The 24,940-nt window shown below is 40.4% G+C and carries 18 protein-coding genes; 5 read left to right on the top strand and 13 right to left on the bottom strand.

What is annotated here, in order from left to right; translation table 11 throughout:
• Positions 1-30: 30 nt before the first annotated feature.
• From H9Y05_RS03725 to H9Y05_RS03705, 5 genes are all read right to left on the bottom strand, one after another.
• Positions 31-1,587 (bottom strand): ArnT family glycosyltransferase, encoded by a 1,557-nt coding sequence (locus H9Y05_RS03725; protein WP_216713551.1) that lies wholly within the window; start codon positions 1,585-1,587, stop codon positions 31-33.
• Positions 1,588-1,634: 47 nt separating this feature from the next.
• Complete coding sequence (locus tag H9Y05_RS03720; protein ID WP_216713550.1) at positions 1,635-2,195, bottom strand: hypothetical protein; 561 nt, start codon at positions 2,193-2,195, stop codon at positions 1,635-1,637.
• A 12-nt stretch (positions 2,196-2,207) separates the two neighbouring features.
• Positions 2,208-4,814, bottom strand: coding sequence for a DNA mismatch repair protein MutS (gene mutS / locus H9Y05_RS03715; RefSeq protein WP_216713703.1), 2,607 nt, complete (start codon positions 4,812-4,814; stop codon positions 2,208-2,210).
• 202 nt (positions 4,815-5,016) lie between these two features.
• Positions 5,017-5,700 (bottom strand): VanW family protein, encoded by a 684-nt coding sequence (locus H9Y05_RS03710; protein WP_216713549.1) that lies wholly within the window; start codon positions 5,698-5,700, stop codon positions 5,017-5,019.
• Positions 5,697-6,371, bottom strand: a complete 675-nt coding sequence (locus tag H9Y05_RS03705; RefSeq protein WP_216713548.1) for a class I SAM-dependent methyltransferase — start codon at positions 6,369-6,371, stop codon at positions 5,697-5,699. The genes H9Y05_RS03710 and H9Y05_RS03705 overlap by 4 nt, the downstream gene beginning before the upstream one ends.
• An 819-nt stretch (positions 6,372-7,190) precedes the next feature.
• Here H9Y05_RS03705 and H9Y05_RS03700 point away from each other — a divergent pair.
• The 5 genes from H9Y05_RS03700 to H9Y05_RS03680 all read left to right on the top strand — a co-directional run bounded on the left by H9Y05_RS03700 (position 7,191) and on the right by H9Y05_RS03680 (position 13,141).
• A complete protein-coding gene (locus H9Y05_RS03700; RefSeq protein ID WP_163491778.1) occupies positions 7,191-7,721 on the top strand; it encodes an RNA methyltransferase in 531 nt (176 codons plus the stop codon).
• Between the two features lie 71 nt (positions 7,722-7,792).
• Positions 7,793-8,335: an RNA polymerase sigma factor gene (locus tag H9Y05_RS03695; RefSeq protein ID WP_216713547.1), complete on the top strand. Its 543-nt coding sequence runs from the start codon at positions 7,793-7,795 to the stop codon at positions 8,333-8,335.
• Between the two features lie 4 nt (positions 8,336-8,339).
• On the top strand, positions 8,340-11,096 hold the full coding sequence (locus H9Y05_RS03690) for a c-type cytochrome (protein ID WP_216713546.1): 2,757 nt from the start codon (positions 8,340-8,342) through the stop codon (positions 11,094-11,096).
• A 117-nt stretch (positions 11,097-11,213) separates the two neighbouring features.
• On the top strand, positions 11,214-11,729 hold the full coding sequence (locus tag H9Y05_RS03685; protein ID WP_216713545.1) for an RNA polymerase sigma factor: 516 nt from the start codon (positions 11,214-11,216) through the stop codon (positions 11,727-11,729).
• Complete coding sequence (locus H9Y05_RS03680; RefSeq protein ID WP_216713544.1) at positions 11,726-13,141, top strand: GIN domain-containing protein; 1,416 nt, start codon at positions 11,726-11,728, stop codon at positions 13,139-13,141. The genes H9Y05_RS03685 and H9Y05_RS03680 overlap by 4 nt, the downstream gene beginning before the upstream one ends.
• Before the next feature lie 89 nt (positions 13,142-13,230).
• Here H9Y05_RS03680 and H9Y05_RS03675 read toward each other — a convergent pair whose 3' ends face one another.
• The 8 genes from H9Y05_RS03675 to H9Y05_RS03640 form a co-directional block, all read right to left on the bottom strand.
• Positions 13,231-15,054 (bottom strand): AAA domain-containing protein, encoded by a 1,824-nt coding sequence (locus H9Y05_RS03675; RefSeq protein WP_216713543.1) that lies wholly within the window; start codon positions 15,052-15,054, stop codon positions 13,231-13,233.
• Between the two features lie 94 nt (positions 15,055-15,148).
• Entirely contained in the window at positions 15,149-16,174 is a 1,026-nt protein-coding gene (locus tag H9Y05_RS03670; RefSeq protein WP_163491782.1) for a T9SS type A sorting domain-containing protein, read from the bottom strand.
• 76 nt (positions 16,175-16,250) lie between these two features.
• A complete protein-coding gene (locus H9Y05_RS03665) occupies positions 16,251-17,720 on the bottom strand; it encodes a glycosyltransferase family protein (protein WP_216713542.1) in 1,470 nt (489 codons plus the stop codon).
• A 1-nt stretch (position 17,721) separates the two neighbouring features.
• Positions 17,722-19,632: an LTA synthase family protein gene (locus H9Y05_RS03660; protein ID WP_216713541.1), complete on the bottom strand. Its 1,911-nt coding sequence runs from the start codon at positions 19,630-19,632 to the stop codon at positions 17,722-17,724.
• Positions 19,622-21,883 (bottom strand): alanine racemase, encoded by a 2,262-nt coding sequence (alr, locus tag H9Y05_RS16510; protein ID WP_163491785.1) that lies wholly within the window; start codon positions 21,881-21,883, stop codon positions 19,622-19,624. Before alr ends, H9Y05_RS03660 begins: the two co-directional genes overlap by 11 nt.
• A gap of 138 nt (positions 21,884-22,021) precedes the next feature.
• Entirely contained in the window at positions 22,022-23,518 is a 1,497-nt protein-coding gene (locus H9Y05_RS03650; RefSeq protein WP_216713540.1) for a hypothetical protein, read from the bottom strand.
• A 59-nt stretch (positions 23,519-23,577) separates the two neighbouring features.
• Positions 23,578-23,997: a DoxX family protein gene (locus tag H9Y05_RS03645; protein WP_216713538.1), complete on the bottom strand. Its 420-nt coding sequence runs from the start codon at positions 23,995-23,997 to the stop codon at positions 23,578-23,580.
• 31 nt (positions 23,998-24,028) lie between these two features.
• Positions 24,029-24,898, bottom strand: a complete 870-nt coding sequence (locus H9Y05_RS03640) for a DUF808 domain-containing protein (RefSeq protein ID WP_216713537.1) — start codon at positions 24,896-24,898, stop codon at positions 24,029-24,031.
• Between the last annotated feature and the right edge of the window lie 42 nt (positions 24,899-24,940).

The following is a 24,940-nucleotide window of genomic DNA, read 5'->3' as shown; positions in this document are numbered from 1 at the left end:
GCTTTTCACGCCCAACAATTCTGAAGGAAATCACAATTTCAGAATACGTGCATCCTCGCGAATGTAATCCGGCAAGTTTCCGTTGTCTTCAATTGCAACAGCATAAGACTGTTTCCACACTTTTTCCAACTGCTCCTGAGTCGGGATGAAATCGTACGCAATTACATGGGTATAAAACATCACCGGAACACTGCTTTTTAAGCGATGATTCGGAATAAATACAACGTATGGCTGTTCTTTCACTTCACGTGGTAACTGATCAATAAACTGCATCAATTTCAGATTTTGACTCCGCAATTCATTCACGGCATTTCCTTTGTCTACGTGATATCCGGCCACTTTCGACAGGTTGATAAACGAGTAACTTAATCCCCCAATTATGATGAACTGAAACAGGTTATTTAACCAGTGAAAACGGTTTTTTCCGGCAATCCATAAGAAGATTTTATCTACGAACGCTGCCATCCCCAACATTACAAACGGTAACACAATAATGCAAAAGGAATCCATCTTCGTAGCTGCGATCGAAAAAAATCCGTAGACAATTACAACTGCTGCTCCGATTGCGATCCGGTATTTTCTATGTCTCGTACCGATCAGGAAAATAATCAGTCCGGCAAGTAACAGAAAAGGAATCAGGTCTCCGGATCCGTAGATTTTTTTCAGTACTCTGAAATGATACCAGAAGTCGCCACCATGTCCTTCCACCGCATGAAAAAAATGTGTTGAATTCAGTTTAAATTCATAGGTTGCCTCCACCGGATAAGCATTCAGAATGAATAATTGCCAGGGAAGAGTAATCAGCATTGTAACACCGAAAGCGATGAGCATCGGGTAGTAGTTTTTTATCCGGAAAAAATCTTTCCGGTTATTTGCACCAATTGTTAAAAACCATACAGCATAAATCAATAGACCAACCAACCATTTGACAAGTATGGCACATCCTGAAAAGATTCCGATCAGGACAATCCAATAAACGGACTTTTTTGCCTGATATTCAAACCACGCCCAAAAGCTTGCTGTCACGTAAAATAAAAAAGCGACGTCATTGTGATCTGTTGAGTGCTTCCCGGTAAGTAGTTCCAACAGGTAATTGACCGATATAAAAAATACAGCACCGAAGAAACCGACCCTGTCACTGTAAGCAATTTTTCCGATTCTGTAAACAAATAATGCCGCCAATGCAAACATCAGAATCCCCGGTAACCTTACTGCCAGTTCGGAAGCACCAAATAACTTTATACTCAGCGCTATTTGCCACAAGAAGAGCGGTTGTTTGTGCAACCAGATATAATTTTGTGTCCAGTCGGTATGCGTATACTCCAAAATCGGAACGGGATAGAGTCTTGGCATCAACGGTGTTTCAACCATATTCCTGGCTACCAGTGCATGAAATTGTTCATCCCATAAATTCAGGAACGGGTCCAGGTTGGAAATAAAAAACCCCAGTGAAATCGCTCCTGAAAAAAGGAAAATAAGGGATAATTTTCTGCTGCTTCCCAAAAACAATCCGATGGAGCAAATCAGGCAAACGCCACCAATGATAAACGGAACAAGTTGAGCAGTTGAAAAATAAGCGAATGCCATTCCCATTTTGATTTGGCTAAAGGTAATTAATTTCCGAACATCTGCTCTTAATTACGAACAAAGTAGAGTTCATTGACTTCATGCTCTAAAAATGCCTGCCGCTGAGATTCTCCGGCCTGCTTACTAATGATCAAAAAGCGGATGATCCCTCCGTTCACTTGTTTAAACACATCTGCAACCGTATAATCAGCATGCGCATAAACGTAGATTATTCCGTTGAAATGCTCTTTGTAAGGTTTGACCGCATAGTGTTTTCTGACGGTATCCAGATCTTCGAGGTTGTAGTAAAAACCAAAGACGTTGTTGTAATCTTGTAAATCGGTGTACGTAAACAACACTTGTTTTCCTTCTGCTAATTCTGGTGTCTGCGAGAGAATTTTCCGCACGTCCCGGTCGGAGATCAAAATGAATTCTTTTTTGATGGTTTCAAAACAATAATCCCCGAAAAACTGCATCGTAATGGTGTCCGAAGGCACTGTGATTACCCGGGACTGCATGGCATTCTCATTGGGGACGCTTTTGGCTTCAAATACCCTGATATAACTCGCACATGATGTCAATACTCCCGTACAAGCTATCAACACGAAAAATAGTAGCCGATTGTTCATTTTTTCTGCATATTATCCACCTGTCAGTTTCTTAATTTCGTGCAATTTCATGAGTGCTTCTACCGGAGTCAGTGTGTTGATATCAATGGAAATCAGCTGATCGTGGATTTGTTCCAGTACCGGATCATTCAACTGAAAGAAACTCAACTGCATATTGTCTTCAAGTACTGTTTCCAGTTTTTTCGCTGATTTGGTTACCTTATTGGCTTTCTTCGCGGACGAATTCTCCAAATCGTGCGATTTTTCCAGTGACGCCAGGATTTCTTCTGCTCTACTGAGTACAACAGGCGGCATTCCTGCCAGTTTTGCTACGTGTATACCAAAGGAATGTTCGCTTCCGCCCGCTACTAATTTACGCAGGAACAGGATTCTATTTCCCACCTCTTTTACTGCGACATTGTAGTTTTTAATCCGTTGGAACTGATGTGTCATTTCATTCAACTCGTGGTAGTGCGTTGCAAACAATGTTTTTGCTTTGTATTTCGGATGTTCGTGGAGGTATTCGGCAATCGCCCAGGCAATGGAAATTCCGTCGTAGGTACTTGTTCCCCGGCCGATTTCATCCAGCAGCACCAAGCTTCTTTCCGACAGGTTATTTAAAATACTGGCTGTTTCATTCATCTCCACCATAAACGTCGATTCACCGCTGGAAATATTGTCCGAAGCTCCGACACGGGTAAACACTTTATCGACTACCCCCAGATTTGCTGCAGCTGCAGGAACAAAACTTCCCATCTGTGCCATCAGGCAGATCAATGCCGTCTGACGGAGAATCGCGCTCTTACCACTCATGTTTGGTCCCGTGATCATAATGATCTGCTGCTCTTTGTTGTCCAGGAATACATCATTGGCAATGTAGCTCTCACCAACCGGTAGTTTTTGTTCAATCACCGGATGACGTCCTTCTTTAATTTCAATGGTAAATGTCTCGTTGACAACCGGCTGCACATAGTTATGTTCTCTGGCAACTTCTGAAAAAGCAGTCAGACAATCGAGCTGGGCAATCAACATGGCATTTTGTTGAATGGGTTGAATGAATGCTTCCAACGATACAATAAGCTGTTGGTACAATTGCGTTTCAAGCGTGTGTATTTTTTCTTCCGCTCCCAGGATTTTCGTTTCGTATTCTTTCAGTTCTTCCGTAATGTAGCGCTCCGCATTGGTGAGCGTCTGTTTACGAATCCATTCGGCAGGAACTTTATCTTTGTGTGTATTCCGTACTTCCAGGTAATAACCGAACACGTTGTTGAATGAAATTTTCAAGCTCGGGATCCCTGTTTTATCGCTCTCCCTGTCCTGGAGTTCTTCCAAGTATTCTTTCCCGGAATGCAGGATTTTTCTCAAGTCATCCAATTCGTCATTCACACCGTCAGCAATGACACGCCCTTTCCCGATCTGAACGGCAGGATCTTCCGACAAGGTTGTTTCCACCAACTCAATCAATTTGTGACACGGGTTCAACTGACCGGCAATCTGCTCAATCAGTGGTGATTCTGAATTGTTCAGCAAAGCCTTAATCGGATCTATCCGGCAGATGGTTCGCTTGAGTTGCATCACTTCTTTCGGATTTACTTTCCCTACAGCCACTTTTGAGATCAATCGTTCGAGGTCGCCAATGTCTTTGAGGTGATCGGCCAACTCGTTTGTGATTTGTTCTTTTGCTTTCAGAAAGGCAACTGCATCCAGGCGGGCCTGAATATGCTGTGTATGTTTTAAAGGTAATACGATCCAACGCTTCATCATACGTCCTCCCATTGCCGTGTATGTCTGATCGAGAATATCGCTCAGTGTTGTCGCATTTTGGTGCGGAGAGAATATCAATTCAAGATTGCGAAGCGTAAACTGGTCCAACCAAACGTATTTGTCTTCTTCAATGCGAGACAATGCCGTGATGTGTCCCAGTTTATCGTTTTGGGTTTCCGAAAGGTAGTGCAAAATTGCTCCTGCAGCTACAATCCCTGCATCCAGACCTTCCACCCCAAATCCTTTCAAGGATTTTGTACTGAAATGTTTTGTTAAGTTCTCCCGCGCAAAATCGGGTGTAAATACCCAGTCATCCAATCGGAAGTGATAGTATTTTGTACCAAAAACAGCGTCGTATTCTTTGGATTTATTCTTTTGAAAAATGATTTCTTTCGGTTCAAATCCCTGGATTAGTTTATCAATGTATTCATTGTTTCCCTGAGCAACCAAAAACTCCCCCGTAGAAACATCAATGAAGGCAATTCCATGTTGTCCCTTTGTAAAATGAATGGCACACAGGAAATTGTTTTTCTTCTGCTCTAATACCTGATCGTTGAATGACACTCCCGGCGTAACTAATTCGGTCACGCCACGTTTAACAATTCCCTTTGCCATTTTCGGATCTTCCAATTGATCGCAGATTGCTACGCGTTGCCCGGCACGCACCAGTTTCGGCAAATAGGTTTCGAGTGAATGGTGCGGAAACCCAGCCAGTGCAGTCTCGGACTCGCTTCCGTTTCCTCTTTTTGTCAGTACAATTCCCAAAATCTTTGAGGCTTTGATTGCGTCCTCTCCGAATGTTTCATAAAAGTCTCCCACACGGAACAGTAACAAAGCTCCCGGATGTTTTGCTTTGATCTGGTTGTACTGTTTCATTAAAGGTGTCTCACTCTTTGCCAACTTGTTCTGATTTTTTTGATTTGCAGGGTAAAAATAGAGAATCTATGCGGGTTAGGAAAGGTTCTATATTGAGTTGTTTTCAACAAAATAGCAAATTAATCAACGATTGCAGGAGGTAATGATGTTTTTTAACCGCGGAGACGCAGGAATTTTTATTGCGAAGATGGAGGAGATAAAATTAAACATTCATTTTCTTATAAACAGATTGATTCACCAATTGACCAGTAGTATATTTCACTTCCACAATTGTTTCCGATTCATTAGAAGGTAGAAACTCAAATTGCAATTGGTTTTCTTCAATTTTTTGCATACTCAGCAATTTGGCCACAATTCGATTTTCAATGATATCTATCTGAAATTTAATGGGGAAGTCAAATGTGTTTTTGATTCTTAAATCCTTATTACCATAAACTACTGTTGCATCGGTTCCCAATGGAGTAAATCGCGTCTCTTCGGTATAAAGATCAGCGGAATGATTGTAGCGTTCAACAACTTTCAACCCCGCAAGAATACTTACATAATACACAATTCCCGATACCTGGCAAATGCCTCCTCCCACTTCCTGAATAATTTTCCCCTTATTAATTGACCTGCTTTCCTTGAAAGAATATGGATTTTCTACAACCCTCCAAAAAGAAAATAATTCTCCCGGAAAAAGAACATATTCATTGATTTTTTTTGATGCAGCCTGAAGATTATAAAGCTTATTTTCGAATGTTTCAGAGCTTTTTATTTCCTGTGAAATGCAAATTTCAAAAGCGAAGGGAATTTCTACTCTTTGTTTTCGGGAAAATTTCTCCCCACCGAACGCATCCTGCAACTTTCTTCTCAATAATTTGACGTGAAGTTTTAATCGTTTCATTTTTTCTTCATTTCAATAATTAAATAAGAACTGTATTCTTTGAAAAATGAGTTCGCAAACCAATGATCTACCTTCGTGAATACTGGCCGAATGAATGGTGGCAGACGATGAATCGGCAACAATAACAATCCAAATGAACGGGTAATTTTGAACTCTTTATTTTCTTTCAGGTCTTTTAATGCCATACTATACGAGCCATGCCAACCGTTTCTCTTTTTATTGAGCAATTGACGTCTCTTTTTCGACGGGATATCAAAAATGACTTTGCCATTGTCTTTTAAAACACGATTACATTCCGTCAGAATACGTGCTATTTTTTCATCATTCAAATGCATGAACAGGTGAAAAGAAAAAATAACATCCACAGAATTATCTTCCAAAGGAAGGTGTTCTCCATCGGCAACATACAATTTTTTTTCTCTGAATTTCTTCTGAGACACTTTAATCATTTCTTCACTGACATCAATACCGATGGTTGCATAATTAAGGAACCTCCCACTTCCACAGGCCAGATCAAGAATGACTGAACCTTTTTCCTTAAGAAGAAGTTGCTCAATGATCATGCGTTCATTTCGATCGATGAAACGACCGTAGGTATTATCAAACCGATCCTGATCATAGGATGTTGCCAGCTCATTGTAATACTCTTTTATTTCGGAGTCCGTTTTCATTTTTAACTACTTTTCAACTGCTGCCTGCAAATTAATACTATTTTTCGGATTAACTGATTATCATCAACATGACTCCGGAGAAAATACATAATGATTTACATAAAAATAGCTCGCAAAGCCGCTAAATAGAAAAGGTATGGGGTGATTCATTGCGCCTTGGCGAGAACAAGTGAAACGCATTGAAAATTTTTCACACTTTTATTGTTCGATCGCACCTCCAATTTCTTGAATGTTTTACGTAGAAAGAGCTCGCGAAGGCGCGAAGGTCTGGGGTAATTCCGATTGCGTCTTTGCGCCTTGGCGAGAAAAATAAAAACGTGAACAAGCAGTTGTGTTTCAATTCCTGTCTTTTATTACGTTTCATTGCGATAGACACAGAAAATATAGCTCGAAAAGACGCTAAGCCGCAAAGGTATCGGGTAATTCCGATTGCGTCTTTGCGCCTTGGCGAGAAAATAAAAACGTGAACAAGCAGTTGTGTTTCAATTCCTGTCTTTTATTACGTTTCATTGCGATAGACACAGAAAATATAACTCGAAAAGACGCTAAGCCGCAAAGGTATCGGGTAATTCCGATTGCGTCTTTGCGCCTTGGCGAGAAAATAAAAACGTGAACAAGCAGTTGTGTTTCAATTCCTGTCTTTTATTACGTTTCATTGCGATAGACACAGAAAATATAGCTCGAAAAGACGCTAAGCCGCAAAGGTATCGGGTAATTCCGATTGCGTCTTTGCGCCTTGGCGAGAAAATCTATCCCAAAAATGGATGAAAGCATTGAGTTGTCTGCATTTCACTTAAAATTCTCTACTTTTGTAGCACGATGAATAAAAAATTAAAGTTGTGGGAACTGGATCGGGTATCTGAAGAAGCATTCCGGCAACAACAAAAATTCCCGTTGATTGTGGTATTGGATGACATCCGGAGCTTGAGCAATATCGGTTCTTTCTTCCGTACTGCAGACGCGTTTAATGTTGAAAAAATTTATTTGTGTGGAATCACCGCTACTCCACCCCATCGTGAAATTCAAAAAACAGCACTCGGTGCTACGGATTCCATTGAATGGGAATACCGGGAATCCATTGTAGAACTGGTGCGTGAACTTCAGGCAAATCAGATACATGTTGTATCCATTGAACAGACAGAACAAACAACCCTGTTGCAAAACGTTGATCAACTAAAAGCAGACAAATTTGCGCTCGTATTCGGAAATGAGGTCAACGGTGTCAACCAGGAAGTCGTGAATCAATCCGATAGTGTGGTAGAAATCCCTCAATTCGGAACCAAACATAGTTTAAACGTTTCCGTTTGTGCAGGCGTGGTATTGTGGGAATTTGCGAAGCGGTATATCTAATCATTTCAAAATTTATTTTTCTTTTTTTGTTTACCTTTCCGATATCTGAACACTACCAATAAAATTCAGACATGGAAATTAAAACGTATAATCCACAAGACGTAAAGAAGGAGCTCACCACTCTTTACAAACATTTTCCGGAAATTAAACGCTTATTGCGTACATTCGGATGTGATCGTGTAACTGCAGAAGACATTTTTCAAGAATCATTGATCATCTACATTCGGAAGAAAAGTGATGCAGACTTCGAATTTCAGTTGGAACCGATTCATTTTATCAAACAGACATGTAAATTACTGTGGTTCAACCTTGCCAGAAAGGAACAACAGCAGAACATATCCGTTTCTTCGATTGACCTGGAAGACACGCCCGACAAATGGATGGAGCGTGAATTACACTACAAGCAACTGGAAACAGCATTGACAAAAATAGGAAACCAATGCAAGCAGCTTCTTCATTTGTTTTACGGCCTGGGATGGTCCATGATAGAAATTGCCAGAAAAATGGATTTCAGAAGCGATAAAGTAGCGAAGGCTCAAAAATACCGGTGCATTCAAAAAGCCAAAAGTTTGGTGCAAGAAGCGCAACTAACTGTTGAACCAATTCAATTCTAACAACATGGAGAACAATTGGAATCAATTGATTGAGCGTTATTTGAATAACGAGTTTTCAGCAGAAGGAAAAGTAGCTTTTGAAAATGAACTGGCAAAAAACACCGATCTGCAAGCGGAATTGGAGTTGCATAAATTGACCGTTGAACTCTTGCAGCGTCATTCGTTGCGAACACTTGTAAAAAAGTCGGGTAAGTGGTACCGCTTAAAAAAACAACTGGTAGTCAGCGCCATTGCACTTACTGGTATCATACTCATCACAGCAATCGTTTATCTGCTGGCTGTAAAAAATGACACTTCACCGGAAAATCAGCCGGAACAGCTTGAACATTCATTTGTTCAACAAATTGAACAGCACCTTGTTTTTGCCAATATTCCTGCTCAATATTTCGAGTTTACGGGAACATCTGATGTCTTTCTTTCTGAAACAGGAGTACTGCTGAGTCTGACAGAACATTCATTTTTACTGAATGGCAATCGCTATTCAGGTGAAGCAATCATACAGTGGCAAGAAGCGCAAACACCGTCCGATTTTGCTAAAGCAGGATTAAGCACAAAATCGGGAGACCGCTTATTGGAAACACAAGGTATGTTCAGCCTGACGGCATTTACACCTGATGGAAAAAAATTAGATCTGAGCGATGAAGGAGTGTATATTCAAGTACCAGTGGACAACGTAAAAGAAGGAATGAAGCTCTTTAAAGGTGTTCCGCAACCTAATGGTGATGTCGACTGGCAAGATCCGGTAGAATTGGAACGACTGCCTAAACAAAAAAACATGAACGACATGGATTTATATCCTTCTCGATATGAACCGAAATTAAATGAATTGAAATGGCATACAGATAAGAAGAAAAGAGATAGCTTGTATTTGAGTTTTGAAGGAGAAATAGTATCCAATATAGAAAATCCATCTGACACAATAACAGCAACTGCAAATCAACAGAAAACGGAAAACAGGATTTATGATAAAGTAAGGTGGGCATTTCATATAGAATACCTCAAAAACAATGAGGCTGATATTATTGCAACTGTTACTATTGACAATGGATGGTACATTGGTCCTATTCGTCAAACAATAGAGGGAGTACTTCTTCCATCCACTTTCAGAATAATTCCTACCTCATATTATAAAGTAGTAGGTGAACCAATTGAGAATAACGATTTAGAAAACTTATCCAATGAAACAGCTGAATATCTAATCGGTATCGAAAAAAAAGCTATTTTCAAACAAAGAATTAGAATTTTAAATACTAATAAAACGACTGTTTCCGGAACATACAGCTTTCAGCCATTTGATATCCAAAAAGCGTTTCCTCCAGTTGAGCGTACTTTTTCAATAACAATCAATGCACCCAATAATCAATTAACAGGGGAACAATTATTCAAGTCCAACTGTGCAACTTGTCACTCTCCCCATACGGACGGAACTGCGCCTAAACTAAAAGATGTGCGTTACAAATGGGAAGAAGGAGGTGCAAAAGCAGGAACTATCTACGAATGGGTACGCAATTGGGAGAAAGCTGCCTATGGAGATCCATACGCTATGTTTGTAGCGAAATTGAAGCCAGTAAGCATGAATAAATTTCCTTCTTTGACCAATGCACAAATTGATGCCATTTTTGATTACGTAGATTGTCAGCAACGGTTTATCCCCCCTTCTAAAGTACTTGCCATCTGGAATTCGAAATTTAACAAGACGAACCTTGCTACTCAGGATTTTGAGGACCGGATGAAATTCATCCATGAAACATGTGATCAGCAAGTGCTCGATGTGTATGTTAAGAATCTGAGTGAGCCGCTTTGGAAGCTGGATGAACAAGTTGTTGGAATGGGATATACACAATTTCAGGAATTTGCTACACAACGTGTCGGAAAAATAAAAATCAACGATGCACACCAAAAGAATCTGGATGCATTCTACAATACTACTGTAAAACGACTTCAAAATCTGGGTAAAAAACGAGTGGAAGAAGCATTGAGAAAAGAGCAAAAATGGGACCACCACATGCAGAAGGAACGTGAAAAGGCGTTTATCAGAAAAGGTATGAGAGAAAATGAAAATTTGTCAGAGGAATTTGGTTTCAATTTAAAAAACGTATACCGACAATTGGGAATCACGGTTGGTTTCAGGATCAATGGTTCAACAAGTGTAAATAGAAACGGAAAAGGAAACGGAACAGCAATCGTAAACATTGACAAGTATGTAATGGAGGCAACGATTGCACGCCAATCAACCGTTATTACAGATCCGAAAACCGGAAAAACAGCACAAATTACCTACAAACCTGTTTCCGCTCAAATTGACGATTACAAGAAATACGATAAACTCTTCCTGTATTTATTCTCCAAAGAAATGAACAGCTACCAGCGACTGGATGTGAATAACGGGATCTTGAAATACAACCTCAATGGAGACATGAATTATTCGGCTGCCATCATCGGAATGAGCGAAAACGGTTATTTTTATCACCAGATTGACAAGCTAAGTGCTGTTAATTTAGGAACAATTGCACTCGAAGAGGTTAGTCAGCAGGAATTTGACCAACGGATCAACGCCTTAAATAATAGCCGGATTAATCAACCAATGAGCTTGAAAGAAGAATTGCAGTGGTTGTTTAAGGAAAAAGCAAATTACAAGGTACAGCAACAGCGAAGAAAAGAAGCAGCATTCAGAAACACAATACGACCAACTGTCTTCCCTTGTTTCACGGAGACAAAAATGACTGAGGCTGAGGTTGTGGACATTGAAGTTTTTAAATAGAATGGTTCAACTAAAAATATTTCTCTTTGGTGGTTTCCCTGGCAGTGTGCCTAAAATTTGTTTTCTTTTTTTGTCACCTTTTTTGTTCTCATCACATTTACTTTATGAGACACCCTTATGAGTAACAAAAAGAATAAAGAATTTACATCACTGTACATGCCCGTACACGCGCAATTTGAGCGCTTTTGCAAGGCACGTGCATATGGACAAATGGATTTCAAAGACATGATGCAGGAGACGATCGCGATTGCATTTGAAAAGTTTGAAACCCTTCAGTCGCATGAGGTATTTTTACGCTTTCTTTTTGGGATCAGCATCCGTGTTTTATCCAACGCCAATCAAAAAATCCGGGAAGAAAAATGGCCGGCCAATCTCGATTATGCTTCAAGTGGGAAAAACACGGCAGAGCACAATCTGGAAATCCAGGAATTGTACAAAGCATTGGAAAAATTACCGGACATGCAACGGGAAGCATTGATACTCTTTGAAATCTCCGGATTTTCCATCAAGGAAATCGCAGGCATTCAATCATCCAGCGAGGATGCAGTGAAGCAACGGCTTTCCAGAGGTCGCAAAGAATTACTCGAATTGCTTTCGGAGAAAAGTAACCCCATACAAACAGTTGAATTATGAATCAGGATCAACACTTACAGCACCTTTTTGATCTGGCACGAACAGAACCTGTTGAAACTTCAGCCAGCGATGTCCATAAATGGATGGGAATGACGCTATTTATGAGTGTACTTGCACATCTCCTCTCATCATTAAAAATAAGTTTTACTAAATCCGTTATTATGTACACAAGCATTGCATCTGTTATAGGAATCGGCGCAACAGCATTGATTTTATCCCAACCCAAAACTTCCATTCCGGAAGAAAAAATCACAGTCTCTGAGACACCAACAGTATTTTCTGTGAATGAAACGCTTGACGCTCCGGAAACAGAAACCGCAGCATCCATCGGATTATCATCAGACACGTCGTCTGAACAAGTCGACAAAAATGGGTTTGTTCTTTCGGAACTTACGGAAGAAGTATCAATGATGCCTGAACTTCCTATTGAAACTCCTGCGCCTATTGAAAAGACTATTGAATTGCAGCGTGAACTCCCGGAGAAAAAGCAAACCATTTCCATTTCCGGCGCAGAGAATACACTTCCTGCATTTAATAAAATTTCTACAGGTGGTGTGTTTAAGCTCGTCTTAATTCAGGGAGACAGTTATTCATATAAAACCACAGGAAATTACACCGCTGATGATTTTAAACTTACTGTTGACGAAAAAACAAAGGAGCTTCATATTTCCTACTGCCATCAGGAAAAAACAGTTAAGAAAAAAGGTAAAAACACTGTTATAAACACAACCAACGATGGTGATTTGACACTTTATTTAACCTTCAAATCGTTAGAAAAACTGTCTGTTAACGGAATCGTCAAAGTGACTGCACAGACAGACATTGTTTCTGAAGAATTAAAATTGAGCATTGGTGGCACTTCTTTGATGGAATTGCCGGTTAAAGCAACAACATTAGATGTACAGGCAACCGGCGCAACAAAATCAAATCTATCACTGACTGTTCAATCGCTCAACCTAACGATCTCCGGTACTTCAAACGCAAGTTTTTCCGGTACATTAAACAATTTAGATGCTAATTTATCAGGGGCTTCACATGGAAAATTCAACGATAAACTGCAACTTGAGAAGACGTTGATCGCTCTCTCCGGAACATCAAATCTGGAGCTTTCAGCAACGACAACCGAGTCCGTAAAGCTGAATTTAAGCGGTGCCTCCCGCTTGAGTGTAAACGGGTCAGCAAAAAAAGCAGAGATCTATCTAAGTGGAACAAGTGCTGTAAAAGCTGAAAAATTTAGTGCAAACGATGTGAAAGCACAAGCGGATGGTGCGAGTTCTTTAGCAATCACTGTGAACGAGAAAGCACATTTGCGGGCTTCCGGAACCAGTCAAATGAAAATAGGTGGAAAACCATCTAATTATGATGCATCGACAACAGGAGCTGCAACCATAAAAAAAACGGAAGGAGAATAACAGCTCCTTTAAGCAAAGTACTGTTCTTTGTTTCATAACCACAAATACCATTCAGCTTTTAGAACAATGTCTGAATCAGTGGTTGTTTTTTATTCAGAAATTTCAAACACACTGTGGTAGGCATTGATTTCTTCCAGGTAATCCAACAGCTTAGAATAGAATTCATCACCACCGATCGTGGAAGAGTCACCGATGATGTAGAGTTGTTTACGCGCGCGCGTCATGGCGACATTGATCCGGCGGTAGTCATTCAAAAAACCGATTTGCTGGTTGGGGTTGGAACGCACAAGCGACAAAATAATCGCGTCGGCTTCCTGCCCCTGGAAACTGTCAATGGTTGAAAAACGTTGAAACGGAACGTCTTTGAAATAGTCCTTTGCCTGTTGTAGTTGGCCGTTATACGGCGTAATAAACACTGTTGACTTCGGATCAATTCCCTCCGCATCCAGCAAACGCTCAATGAAACGCAATTCCTCCAGGTTGTAAAGTGATGCGGAATGTTCATCTTCCTGCTCGGTATAATCTGCACCGGCCGAATCATAAAAAAACAAGTGATTGCTGTCCGCCATAACAGGTTTGTCCGATTTCAATTTTCCTTCGTAAAAATAACGATTGGAAAATTCTGCAATCACTGCTTCCATCCGGTACTGGATATCCAGTAAATGGACCGGAAATCCGTTTGCAATGAATGTTTCCAGTAAAGATACGTTAAACCCTTTTCGTTTGGCCTCTTCGGAAATCACTGTCGGTGGTAACTGGAACGGGTCTCCGGCAAGAATACATCGCTTTGCCAGCGGAATAATTGTCCAGGTCAATGGTTCCAGGCATTGTCCCGCTTCATCCATCAGCAACACATCATAGGACTCTTCTTTGAACTGGCAATCATATAGACCAATCGGTGTTCCAAGGATAACGTTCGTTTTTTCATAACAGGATTCCTCAAAATGATGCTGCAACGCTTTGATTTCTTTGCGAATAGACTTCACTTCATTCAACAACAATTTGCGTTGTTCCCGTTCGTCTTTTCCGAATTTGCGTTTGTACTGGTGTGCCATTTTACGCAACTGTTCGGACTGAATGCGCATCTTTTTAATCGTCTGTTTGAGATTGCTCTCTTCAATCTTTCCCTCAATGGTATACGGAATCAGTTCTTCCCGTACTTTCACGTTATTTCCGACACGCAGAAAATCGATATTTTGTGCAGCCAGTCTCTGCCCGATGTTATCTACAGCCGTATTGCTCGGAGCGGATACCAGCACTCTTCTCCCCTGCCGGTTCAGTTGATCAATTAACTCAACCAACGTTGTTGTTTTTCCTGTACCCGGAGGTCCGTGAATCACTTCCACCTCATCCGTATCCAGACAAGCCATAATTGCTTGTTTCTGAGAATTGTTCAATGATGAATTTTGAAACGTAATTTCAGTTTTCCGAACCAGGGATTCTTTTCCGGAAAACGGTTGATGAAAGCGCTGATACAACGAAAGATATTTCTTCGATTGTTGAATCTGCTTCAATGTTTCCAACTGGATTTCATTGGTCCGCTGATCTGTAACCAATTGCACGCCGATATTCTTATCATCGATCCAATCCGGGAAATCGGATGTGTACAGACGGATTTCTCCTTTGTTTCCTTCCAGGTACAATAATACACCCGCAACGGGTTGCTCATCTCCTGAAAACAACTGAATACTGCATCCGTTTCTGAATTGACTGGTCTCTGCCGGGAAAGGCAGGTAAAATTCAAATTCAGGATAATCCGCGAAACCATAACTACGGCGGTTCACCCGGATCGGCTGCAGGAGGTATCCATCCGCCCTCAGTTGTTTCAAACTGGCTCCACCGGACAAGGAATAGCGTTCATCCTGTGCACGGGACTCAATTTTCAATGCTGCAATCAATTCTTCAATCGTCATTGGGACAAAGGTAGAATTATTGACTGAAAGAAGGTCGTTTATCCGTTTAGATTTCAATCAACCGATTCATACACCTAAAGCTTTTATCAACTGATCAGTTCTTCACTATTTTCTTAATGATAACTTTATCTTTTGAGGTAATCTCTAGCATATATACTCCGGGTGCATAATCTGAAACGTTAATTTTGTTGGAATATTCTGCTTTATTTTGCTCAAATAAAAGATCTCCTGAAAGTGTATAAATTTTTGTTTTAACTGGTTCATTAGAACTGTTTACATACACTACGTCGTTTACAGGATTTGGTAATACAGAAAGTCCTGGTATCACATCATTATTTTTAATGGATAAATTCAACTGATTGGTAATACACAAATTGTCAATATACCCCGTTAATTCTCTTTCAACCCTACCCCGAACCATACTTGCATGTTGTACAGTGGTTAATCCTCCGATTGTAGCAGGAATGGTGTAAGAAACCGGCGATCCGGGAACATGAGTTGTATGTTCGGAATCACTATAAACACTTAGTTCAACATCTGTTGCAGAAGATTTGACCAGTTTGATGTACAAAGTAGCTCCCAACTCATTGTATATAATCTTAGGTGAATTATACTCTGTTGTTGTTACTCCGTCTCTTACAATCACATAATAATAAACGTCGCCATCCGTAGGATTATTTGCTGCATAAGCAACCATTATTCCTTTTTGTGTGCTATTCGGAAATCCGGTGCATGGTAAATCTGTACAATCATTCAGAGGGTCTTGTGTTCCGGCAGTTAGAGCCATCAGAACATGTCCTGTGTAAGGATTATTCTGATATTGGCCTACAGTATTCGGAGTAAACTCAAAATCAGCTCTCCATGCATCAGCAGCAGCGATTGTAACACCTATATTTTTGTGTACCCGTCGTTGTGTTCCTACAGATGAAGAACCGACACTTCCACCCGGAGCTCCGTTAATAAATGACAAGGTACCTCCCGTTACTTCGACCAACGTACCAACCTGTGTCCAACCGGCAGCAGATGAATAATCAGAAAAAAAGAAACAACCAGTAGGATCTTGTTGGGCAATACTTAAACTGATTAAAAAAGAAGCAGTAATAGATAAGAGTAGTTTCATGTGTGAATATATTTTAAATACAGCGGCAAATATATAAAAGAATTTTCATCCTTGACAAGTCATTTCAGATATTCATTTACCGATTTGTCTTCCACACCTCAATGTATTCATTTGAGTTTCGGGGGTTCATTTTGCGAAGTAATACGTCCAACGTACTCGGATAACATTTTTGGTGCAGTTTCATTTTGGGATAAATTGTTTTGTATTCCGCAATTCGTTCCGGCAATTTCTCTTCATCAAAAAAGAAAATGTAATCGTATTCCATCCCCTCAGCAACCGTTAGCGGCTGGCCGGCATCTGTCCGGTCCAAATAAGCTCCTGCCCAGTCTTTGCTGTAAAAACGAGGCATCAGGGAGGTTTTATTACTTCCTGTTCCTTCCATCAATACATTTTTGGGATGCATGTTGGGCTCATAGATGGAATACATGGCTTCTACACGCGATTTTTTTGAATACATCAGCGTTGTAAAGACCAGAAGAGGAATGTTTAATATCCAGAAAACAATCCAGGAATACCGCCACAATTTACTGTCAAACCCATTCTTTTTCAGGTGCTCGAACCCCATTACACCAAGGATAATAAATACGGGTAAAATCGTCAGGATAAAACGTTCCTGACGGTTGGGATACCAGGTATGAAACAACAAAAAGAGTAGTGCCGGGATAAACAGGATCAGATATTCCTTTTTCACTTTGAAAAATCCTGTAAAAATCAAGAGTCCGAGAGGCACAAGCAACACTCCGATCAGAACATAGAAATACATGAAGTAATTCGTATTCGGCAGGTACTTTGTCCCTTCGTTCATATTGTAGGTGACATATCCCATCATTTCTGCAAACGGGTATCCCCAGATAATAAAATCGACCAATCCCTGCGTGATAACAAATGCTGCGAGTACACCTGCACAAAACAAGAAAAACGGTTTCCATTTCCATTGAAAGAAATAAACGGCAGCTACACCAATTGCAAACACCCCGATCTGGTAACGAAAGGAAAGCGCCAGTCCCATCAACAATCCTGCATACAGAAAATTCGTTGCGCGTTTTTCATCTTTCAGTAAGAGCCAGATCCCCATCATCAGGAATGGAATGGGGGTAAATTCAAACAACTGACGTACCGATAAAAACGGCATTACCCACAATGCAGCGAGTAACCAACCAACAATTTTAGCCACCCGTCTATTGGATAATTTCTCTGTGATTTTTATTCCGTAAACGACTGTCAACATCGAGAACAATGCATGTACAATCCGTACCAGCAGCATCATGATTTTCGGGTCAACAATACCAATGAGTTTCAACAGGTAGAAGAAAAAGAAATTCAATCCTACATAGGTAAATGAATGTCCCTCCGGTCCTTTATTTAAAGGGTTCCACGGCAACCATTTATTGTAATCATACCCTTCCACCCACGAGCCGGATGCTTCAATTACCAAAAAATGATCGTCATGCATTCCATATCCCTGGGAAAAGATCGCAGCGATCAAACGAAGCAGCAGAGCTGTCCATAAAATCAATTTGTAATCAGTCCAGACAGATTGTTTCACATTATAATTTTTTATATTCTTCATAAATCAATGCCAACAGTGACTGACAGGTAGAAAATTCCCGTTCGGTATCCGCTTCGGAATAAGTATTTTCCACAAAATACTTATTTTCCATGTGGTAGGTAAAATTTCCTTTTGGTGTTACCCAACCATACCCCCGGTTAATTGTATGCAAGGCGAATTCCGGTGCATTCGGGTTCAACAAATCTTTTGCCCATTTGTACCGTTGATAATCTCCTCCCATCTGGTAGAGCAAAGTTCGAACAATATCAGCCTGAGATCCCAGTTTGTGGATTGTTTTTCCTTTGTATTCCTGTTTCAACGGTTCTCCCCAAATCAACAGCGGAATTCTGTTGTACGCGCTAGCAGAAGGATTTTGCTGTAAATTGGAGGCATGTCCGTGATCTGCTACGAAAACAAAAACGGTATTCGCATACCAGGACTGTTTTTTTGCTTTTTGAAGAAAATCGTACAGGCACGAGTCGGCATATAGCATCGAATTGTGGAATTTTCCTTCTACTCCTCCGAACCGGGAAAAGCGCTCTGCATTCGGAAAATCATATGGAGAGTGGGTACTTCCCGTAAAGCCACACTGCAGGAAGGGTTGCGGAAGCTGATTCATTTTCGCAATCAGCAGATCGTATAAATCCTCATCGTAATAGTTTAATTTTCCTTTCCCCAATGATTTCGGGAAGTTATTTTCATCTTCAACGTGATCAAACCCGTGATCGGTAAAATACCCGCCTATGTTTCCGTATTTCAGGTCACCACTGAACAAATACGCTGAAGTATATCCCCACTTTTCCAGGTCTTCATTCAAACAAGGAATCTTCCGGTGTTTATCCGGCTGCATGGTAATTGAAATTTCGGGAACTCCCGGGTATCCGCTGAAAATAGCGGAATTACCGATTTCAGATGTTCCTGAAACACCGTAAATATTGGAGAAGAATAGTCCGTCTTTGGTCAACTCATCAAAATGAGGAGTTGCCGTCGTTGTTTTTGTGAGACAGCCCATTGCATTTCCCGTCCAGCTTTCCAGGATGATGAACACGAAATTCGGGCGTTTGTTGTCCAGAATCCAATTCTCGTGATACGTATTGTAGCCGTACAGCAGTTCTTGCGTCTGAGCTGCTTGTTCATCGGTAATTTCAGGTATGAATTCATCAATATCCGTCCGGTTGTACAATAAGAAACTTTTGGCAAAATAATACGTTGAGTTGACGGATAAATCATTGGCGACATAATCATTGGTATAAATTGCCGCATCCGTATTAATCGGGATCGGTTGCAATCCTCCCCTGGCAAGTAACAAACAGGTCGCGAATGCCACTGGTATGGTCATCATTGTTACAAAAGTACGTTTCAAAGCTGACAATTCCCATCCGGTCGTTTTGAACGGGAAAAACCATTTTCTCAATTTAAATGCCAGTATGATTTCCAGTCCCGCATAGATAAAAAACCAGAACATCATCCCGTAATCGGCTGTTCTGACAACCTCATCAGGGTTGGATAAATGGGTAAAAACACGTCCGGTGAGTTTGTGATTCCACTCCGGGTAAGCATTGATTTCTCCTGCGTGTATCAACGCACAGACAATGGCTTCAAACAACAGCGTAGCTGCAAATACCCGGTACGCCCATTTTGCTTCCCACGTCGTTGCAAGTATTAAAAAAATCCCGGGTAGTATACTCAGGTAGCCTGCCGTGGCCATGTCCAGCCGAAATGAAAAAACAAAGGCTCCCAACCAGTTAAAAAACCCCAATTCAGAAAATTTGCTCAGGTTGTGAATGGTAAAAAAGATGCGTTGCGCATCAAACACGAAAATCCAAAACACAAAAAGTAATCCGAGACGAAGGGCTATTTTTCCAGTAAGGGAAACAACGGGATATGTCGGCTGTAATTTATTCAACATACACTTTATGTACTCGTTCTGAAATAGAGGTCATGACTTCGTAGGGAATCGTTCCTAACAGTTCAGCCATTTTTTCCAACGGACAATTCGGACCGATGATTTCTGCCTCATCCCCTACTTTTACCTTCGCATTGGTTGCATCCACCATCACCATGTCCATACACACTTTACCGATGATCGGGCATTTTGTACCGTTAATTGTCAGGTAACCGGCTCCGTTGCTCAATGAGCGTCTCAGTCCATCCGCATAACCAACAGGAACAACTGCAACAATGGTGTCTGTTTTACAATAATAGGAGCGTGAATACCCTACACTTTGACCGGCCGCGACTCTTTTCACTTGCGAAACAACACTGTACCAGCTGATCACGGGTTCTAACTTCCGTTTAAAGGACGGGTTTGCGGAAATTCCGTACATGCCGATTCCTAACCGGGCCATAGAAAAATCTACTGTCGGGTAGTTTTCAATCCCCGGGGAATTTAAAATATGCTGTTCAAACGGGTAATCAATGACTTGCCGGATTTTATTGACAGCAAGTGCGAATTGCCGGATTTGGTGCTCTGTAAAGCGTCTATCCCGCAGGTTATCAGATTCAGCCAGGTGTGAATACACACTTTTTATTCTGACTTCGGGCTGTGATTGAATGATTTCCAACACTGCTCCCAACTGATCCGGTTCAAACCCCAACCGTCGCATTCCCGTGTCGATTTTCAGGTGAATCGGGTAATCGTACACTCCCTGATAGATACACTCCGAAATAAAGTCATCCAACTGTTGAAAATCAAAAATTGCAGGTTCCAACCGGTGGTTGATGCATGCCTCGTAATTGTCTTCTTCGGTATTCATCACCATGATCGGCTTTGCAATCCCGGCATTGCGTACTGCAACACCTTCATCCACAAATGCAACGCCAAAGTAATCGACTCCGTATCCGTCGACAAACTGAACCATTTTATCCAGTCCGGACCCATACCCGGAGGCTTTCATCATTGCCATTAATTTGGTTCCTTCCGGTAGTACCTGCTTATGAGCGATAATATTCTTCCGCAGCGATTTCAGGTTGATCCGCAGATGTGTATGGTGGCGTTTTTCTTTGAGTTGATTCGCGATGCGCAACAAATACCTGGAAGTACTTCCTTTGATCAGAATAACCGTATCTTTTAACTGCTCTGTAAACGTTTCGTTTTCATTCAACAGGAAAAAATAATCCGGCTTGAATTCACGGATCAATTCTTCCAATGCTTGTTTTTTAGGTAAATCGGTTTCCTGTAACCCTAAAATGACCGCACGTTTTTTTCGCTTTGCCAGTGCCTGCTGAAATTCAAGTGAACTTCGAAATGCATCCGCATCCAGGTTGTACAAATCGTTGATAATAAAGTTCCCGTTTTTTCCTTCAAATGTTTCCATTCTCAATGCCAGATCCGGTAAATGCTTCATTTTTTCTTGCAGCTTCGGTTCAGAAATCCCCATTTTCAATGCTACGGCATGTGCCAGTGCCACATTTTTCCGTTTTGCTTCACTCGGATACAACTCTTCCTTTAATGGGTTGACAAAGCGTACAGCTGTTTTCATATTCAGGAAAGCACGTTGTCGTTCCGCATGAAACAAATCGGTACATCCTTTGTACAACGCTTCGAAATATGCATCCGGGAACATCGTTCCCGCTACTTCTGTTGTCGTTAAAATACCCAGATCGGGATGCAGCAATTCATTAATTTTAGCGGGGTTTAATTCCTCGTGGGGTTTCACTTCAATCAATACCACATCAGAAACCGGGTTTGCTTCCAGCACCGATATAGCTATTCCCAGGTTGGAATTATAGCTTTTCGGGCTTCTGGAAACACTCAGTTCAGGTGCCAGCAAGGTATACAACCATTCCTTGACACTTGTTTTTCCGATTTTCCCTGAAATCAACACCACTTTTCCTTTGAAAGACCTTCGGTGGTATGCTGCCAACCGGAACAATGCATTCAACGTATCATCCACGTATATGAAACACGCTCCAGGAAAAGAAGCTTCTGTGACATTCTCACTCACAACAAATGTGCGGATTCCTTTCTCATAGGCATCATCGATAAAAGTATGTCCGTCGCTGTGCACTCCTTTCAATGCAAAAAATGCACTGGTAGACGCAGTTGCGATTCTCCTGGAGTCATAAACAATACTGTGAACAGAAGATACATTTTCTCCCACACCGTTTTTACCTCCAACGATTTCTGAAAGTTGCCGATTTGATAGTGAAAGTTTCACTGTGTTTTTGGTTGTACGCTAAATTTGAATGTGAAATTAAGATTAATTCCCCACACAGCAAGAAAGTTAGAGAAAATACATGGAAATATTTAAGTATTACTTATTATTTAATCAGAATACGAAACAATAAATTTAGCGTTATAAATTGTAAGTCACATATTTCCGACTATTCTTCCTGGTATTCCGATACTCAATTACAGCTGTCGTTTTATTTTCGTCTACTAAAATTGATTGTCTATAGACGAGGTAGTCCGATGGGATATTAGAGATCGGGTTAATCGTTATTAACTCACCCGATTTCATGTCTATTTTTCGGGCAGATAAAATTTCTTTTTTAGATTGAGCGGCTATCTCATACTTTCCTGAAACAAAATTCTCAGCATAGTCTGTTGCAATAAAATATATGTCGTCCTCCCCAAAAATAAATTCACCTATTATACAGTTATTAATTGCCATAAAATAAGTCCAATCCAATTCTCCATGTTCGTTTACTTTGTAGAGTAATTGTTTCCCATATTTATATCCTAAAACGACTTCCTGATTTGGGCTGAAGGATATTGAATAGAAGCCGGAACTAAATGGTAACAGTTCATTATTTTTATCTACTATATCTTTCGAATCCCTCCCTTTTACTTTTAGAAACTGATCAAATTCAGGTGTTTTAAATTCATCTATTGTAAAGTAGTGAGAATTGCTTACTAAGATAGAACCTTCTTCATCCCATTTCATGTATGCGTACCCATTCCCATAGATTGTATAATCTTTTTGATTTAACTTGTTCACCTGAAAAAAACCTACCACCTCTTTTTTTTCAGGATAATAACGTAAATCGTATGCTTTAAAAAAGATATTTTGATCTATTTTTGGTGCGATTCCCATTTCATTGCCTTCTTTATCCAAAATATAAAAAAACAATCCGGATTGGTTTACGGTGACCGTAGATTTAAACGACCAACGTCCCTTCACATCCCCTGTCATTTTTATACATACCAAAAGGTCATCATTTTCATTAACATCTGTATAATCTACATCAATTCCTTTTTCATTTGTGAATGAGAAATCTTTTTTCCATTCTTCTTCCAGATCATAATTGTATTTTGCTATGTAATTTTGTTCTCCGCTCTTACCAACTGTGGCTTTACGAATGATGTAAAAACCAGACTTCCCCGGAAAAAATGAAATATTAACAGTTGAATAGGTAATCATCGTTGGTGATAACTGAAAATTATCCAACCACAACACTTTTTCAACCTCAGATATTCTGTTTAAATTTCGCTTCAGAATCGCATATGACACATTCCCAAACTTCTTTTTATTAGAGCAATAAACCAATTCATACAGGTATTCTCCTGAAATGTGTTTTTTATTATTAACCGACGTAATGGCATAGTTATCAATCACTAATTTATTTTGTTGAAATGTTGATACATCACCGTTTTCTGTATTCACAACTACGGTATTCTCTTTATATGCAGCATTGCTGTCAAAAAAGTAGAGGTTTCCATTATGAAAAAATGAGACACTTTTTTCAATGAATGAATTAGGGATGGGATTTGACAACTTTCCTTCATCCTTTTGAGAAAACAAATAAATTGTCGGTAAAAGAAAAAAGAAACATAAAATAGTAGCTTTCATAAGATTTTTTGTGTGCAAAAGTAACATTTAATTCTCAAAAGCTTCTATAAAACTAGTTTTTACCCTTTTGAAAACAGACTTTGCACGGAGTATTTACCTGCCCCAACCAATAAAATCACGAGATAAGAAATGAGGTAAAACAATGGTAATTCCTGCTTTTCAAATCCATCACTGGCATGTACTACAAGAACAATTACAAGCATGGTGATGATCAACGGAATCGCTGCCAGGCGCGGAATGATTCCCAGTAATATAAACAACGCACATAACACTTCTGAAAATACTGTTAAAATCAATGACAACTCGACTCCCAATCCAATCGGATCTGCAAATTCAACTATTCCGTTGAATAATTTGACCATTTTCCCATATCCGTGCGACAGCATAAATCCACCCGCTGCAATGCGGAGCAATAAAAGGGATAAATCAATATTCTTCCCGTACGACGGGTTTTTTAACAGGTTTTTCAGGATGCTCATTGTATTGTTATTTCCAGTAAAGGTAAGGAACTTATTTTTTCACTGCTGTTACCAATTTCTTAATTACTGCCATTACCGGTACAGCAAGCAATCCGGCAATCAGTCCGGCAGCAATTTCTTTCACAATGGAAGGAACACCCGGTAGCAGGTGATGTAAATAATCAATGTTGTGAACAAAAATACCTCCCGATACCAGGATTAATGCAATGGTGCCAATCACAGCGAGCGAGCGAATCACCATCGGAAGCGCATTGACCATTAAATTCCCCAATTTCCGCAAAAAGCCGTCATTTTTGGAACGCTTGATTAATTTGAATCCTGCATCGTCCATTCTCACAATGAGTGCAACGATCCCATACACTCCTACTGTCGCAATTAACGCTACAACTGCAACGGTTATGATCTGAACGGATAATGGTTTGTCCAGCACTGTTGCCAATGCGATGATCACAATTTCCAGTGAAAGAATAAAATCTGTTGAAATCGCTGAACGTACCTTCTTCTTCTCCGCTTCCATGCCTTCCTCCTCAAGCTCTTCTTTTGCCGAAGTATGAGCTTTGTCCTTCCGGTGAAACAGGTATTCGATGATTTTCTCCACTCCTTCATACGCCAGGTAAAACCCGCCGATGATCAGGATTATTTTAATGGCAACGGGCAATAGAAAATTCAATCCGAAAATGACTGGAACGATGATCAGTTTATTCAGCAAAGAACCTTTTGTAATGGCCCACAAGACCGGTAATTCCCGTGAAGAAAGAAAACCCGTGGCTTTTTCCGCATTCACTGCTAAATCATCCCCCAGGATACCCGCTGTTTTCTTTGTCGCCAATTTACTGGCAACAGCAACATCGTCCATCAATGCTGCGATATCATCTAAAATTGCAAAAAAACTTGATGCCATATTTTTTTATTCAGGGAGCAAATGTAACGAAAACGTCAGGTA

This window comes from Taishania pollutisoli, from assembly GCF_014518315.1.
Taxonomy (GTDB): Bacteria; Bacteroidota; Bacteroidia; order Flavobacteriales_D; family Crocinitomicaceae; genus Taishania; species Taishania pollutisoli.
The sequence above is the reverse complement of the archived record's forward strand: the minus strand, read 5'-3'. Positions and strand labels throughout refer to the sequence as shown.